The sequence below is a fragment of the Tepidiforma sp. genome, assembly GCF_026419595.1.
Taxonomy (GTDB): domain Bacteria; phylum Chloroflexota; class Dehalococcoidia; order Tepidiformales; family Tepidiformaceae; genus Tepidiforma.
The window spans coordinates 1-2056 of the sequence record NZ_JANZZD010000060.1; the positions used below are offsets into that span (position 1 = coordinate 1).

3 protein-coding genes are annotated in these 2056 nt (G+C 72.0%); 1 reads left to right on the forward strand and 2 read right to left on the reverse strand.

Features of this window, described 5'->3' with window-relative positions:
- Nucleotides 1-287: 287 nt before the first annotated feature.
- Both N2041_RS14240 and N2041_RS14245 read right to left on the reverse strand, forming a co-directional pair.
- A complete protein-coding gene (locus N2041_RS14240) occupies nucleotides 288-782 on the reverse strand; it encodes a hypothetical protein (protein WP_297679241.1) in 495 nt (164 codons plus the stop codon).
- A 45-nt stretch (nucleotides 783-827) separates the two neighbouring features.
- A complete protein-coding gene (locus N2041_RS14245) occupies nucleotides 828-1082 on the reverse strand; it encodes a hypothetical protein (RefSeq protein WP_297679242.1) in 255 nt (84 codons plus the stop codon).
- Between the two features lie 38 nt (nucleotides 1083-1120).
- On the opposite strand from N2041_RS14245, the gene N2041_RS14250 reads away from it, so the two are divergent.
- Nucleotides 1121-1576, forward strand: coding sequence for a hypothetical protein (locus N2041_RS14250; protein ID WP_297679243.1), 456 nt, complete (start codon nucleotides 1121-1123; stop codon nucleotides 1574-1576).
- The last annotated feature ends 480 nt before the right edge of the window (nucleotides 1577-2056 follow it).

The following is a 2056-nucleotide window of genomic DNA, read 5'->3' on the forward strand; positions in this document are numbered from 1 at the left end:
ACGGGTCGAGCGCGCGGTAGCGGGCGCGGACGATGGCGGCGCTGCGGCTCACCGGCGCACCTCCCGGAGGAGGTCGCGGATGGTGGCGGCGCCGATGAGGAGGGCGGCGCCGATGAGCGTGATCTGGACGGCGAGGGTGGCGAGGGCGGCACCGGGTAGGATGTCGGCGATTTCCGCGAGGTGCAGTCCGATGGAGGAGAAGCAGCCGTCGCCTCCGCCTCCCCCGCCGCCAAGGATCCCGGTGGCGCCGGAGCCGCTGAAGAAGGGCGCCGGGATTCCCCCGAGGCCTACAGCGCCGACACCGCCCAGAGAGCGATGAACAGCGCCTCGGCAGAGAAGCCGGCGAAGGCCGCAGTGACAAGCAGCGACTTCCGCCGTAGCCGTAGGGAGTTCGCCGGCGCCGCCTCGCGCGAGGCGGTGTACACCATCGCGTAGCGCAGGTCCGCCGGCGCCTCCGTCCAGTGCTCGTCGAACAGCCGCCGGGCGTCGAACGGGCTCGTGAACGTCTGCGGCCAGGCCGCCGCGATGCTTGCTGCCGCCGTGCAGATGAAGGCGAACGCCGCCAGAACCAGCCACGGCGCCCATCCCGCCACACCAAGCGATGCGACCCCGAGCGTGACGCCGCCAGCTGCCAGCGCCTGGTAGGCCTTCGCGTCCAGCTGATTCCAGTCTGCCGACTGGTCGGAGATGCGCCGCATGAGCGCCTCGTACATCAGCGCCACGGTCTCCGGGTGCGGCGATGGGGCAGGGGCGGCCGCCTGCTCCGGAAGGTCGAACATCATTCACCTCCTGTAGGTGCTGATGGCGGACGAGGATACTGGCCGCGCTCACGCTCCCACCTCCTGCCAGACGTCGTCGATCTCCGCGTGCCGGGCGTTCTCCCAGCGGTCGCGGAGGCGGATCCGGCGGATGATGCGGCGCGCCTCCAGCAGCCGGCCTTCGGCGAGAAGGAGCTCGGCCACCTCGAGGGCGGCGGCCTCCCACTGGTCGTGGGCGGCGAGCTCCTGCCGCAGGGCGAGCGCCTGGACCCGCGCCTCCTCGAGGAGGCCGGCCTCGGTGATGGGCCGGCCGCGGCGGGTCATCGCCCCACCCCCGCCCGGCACCGGGTAGAATCCGAGGCGTGGCCCGCTGTGCCGATTGCGGACTCCTCGGGCTCAGGGGAGCAGCTGACGGTGCGCTCCTCGAAGCCCGCGAAGACTACCGCCGGTCGTACTGGTGCTCGTACGGCATCCCTGACGAACCGGTCTGCGCCGCCAACCGGGCCGACCTTGCAGCCGAAGTCGTCCTGGCATGGCGCCGGCGCACCGGCTACGAAGGCCCCATCAACCGCGTCTACCTGTTCGTCTCCGGCGATCGGGGCGTCGACTGCTCGGCCCCGGAGCAAGAAGATGTGCGCGCGGTTCTCACCCGGCGCCGCCGATGCCGCGCCGCGCTTACCTATCTTCCCGGCCTCCCGCCTGCCGAGCGCCTGAGATTCGGCCATGCCGTCAGGAGCGACCGGCTCGCGCGGCTGCTCTCCGTCGTCGCGCTCATCCTGTCCGCCTGCTCTATCGCCCTGGGCCTGCTCCGGCCATAGCCCGGCGCGAAGCCGTCCGGGCTGGGCGACGACGACTGCCCGATGTGCAGGACTCCGCTCGAGCAGCGCAGCCGCCAGTTCTGCCGCCTGCTCCCACCCGGCAGCGTCCGGGAGCTCCGCGAACAACACCCCGGAGCACTGCTGGCCCGGCTGCGCCAGGCAGCAGACGGACGTGCAGTCGGCCGCGGCTGCCGCAAATCCCGGTGCCGCTGCAGTGAGCAGCCGGTCCAACTCGGGAAGGAGCGGGCCCCAGTGCCGGCCGGCGGCGATGACCGTCCCATCGCACAGCACGTTCATCGACGGCCTCCGGCGTGCTGAAGAAATCGTGGCTGGCGTGCTACCATCTCTTCGTACCTCCTATTCAGCAGCCCCCGGGTGGCCGCCCGGGGGCTGCGTGGTTCCGGTGAGGATCTGCTCGACCCACTCGCGGCGGATGAGGACGCGGCGGCCGAGGCGGACGTGGGGGATGACGGGCTGGCC

Excerpts from the sequence above, each read along its gene's own strand:
- N2041_RS14240 (WP_297679241.1), bottom strand. The coding sequence starts at position 782 with ATGATGTTCGACCTTCCGGAGCAGGCGGCCGCCCCTGCCCCATCGCCG.
- N2041_RS14245 (WP_297679242.1), bottom strand. The coding sequence starts at position 1,082 with ATGACCCGCCGCGGCCGGCCCATCACCGAGGCCGGCCTCCTCGAGGAG.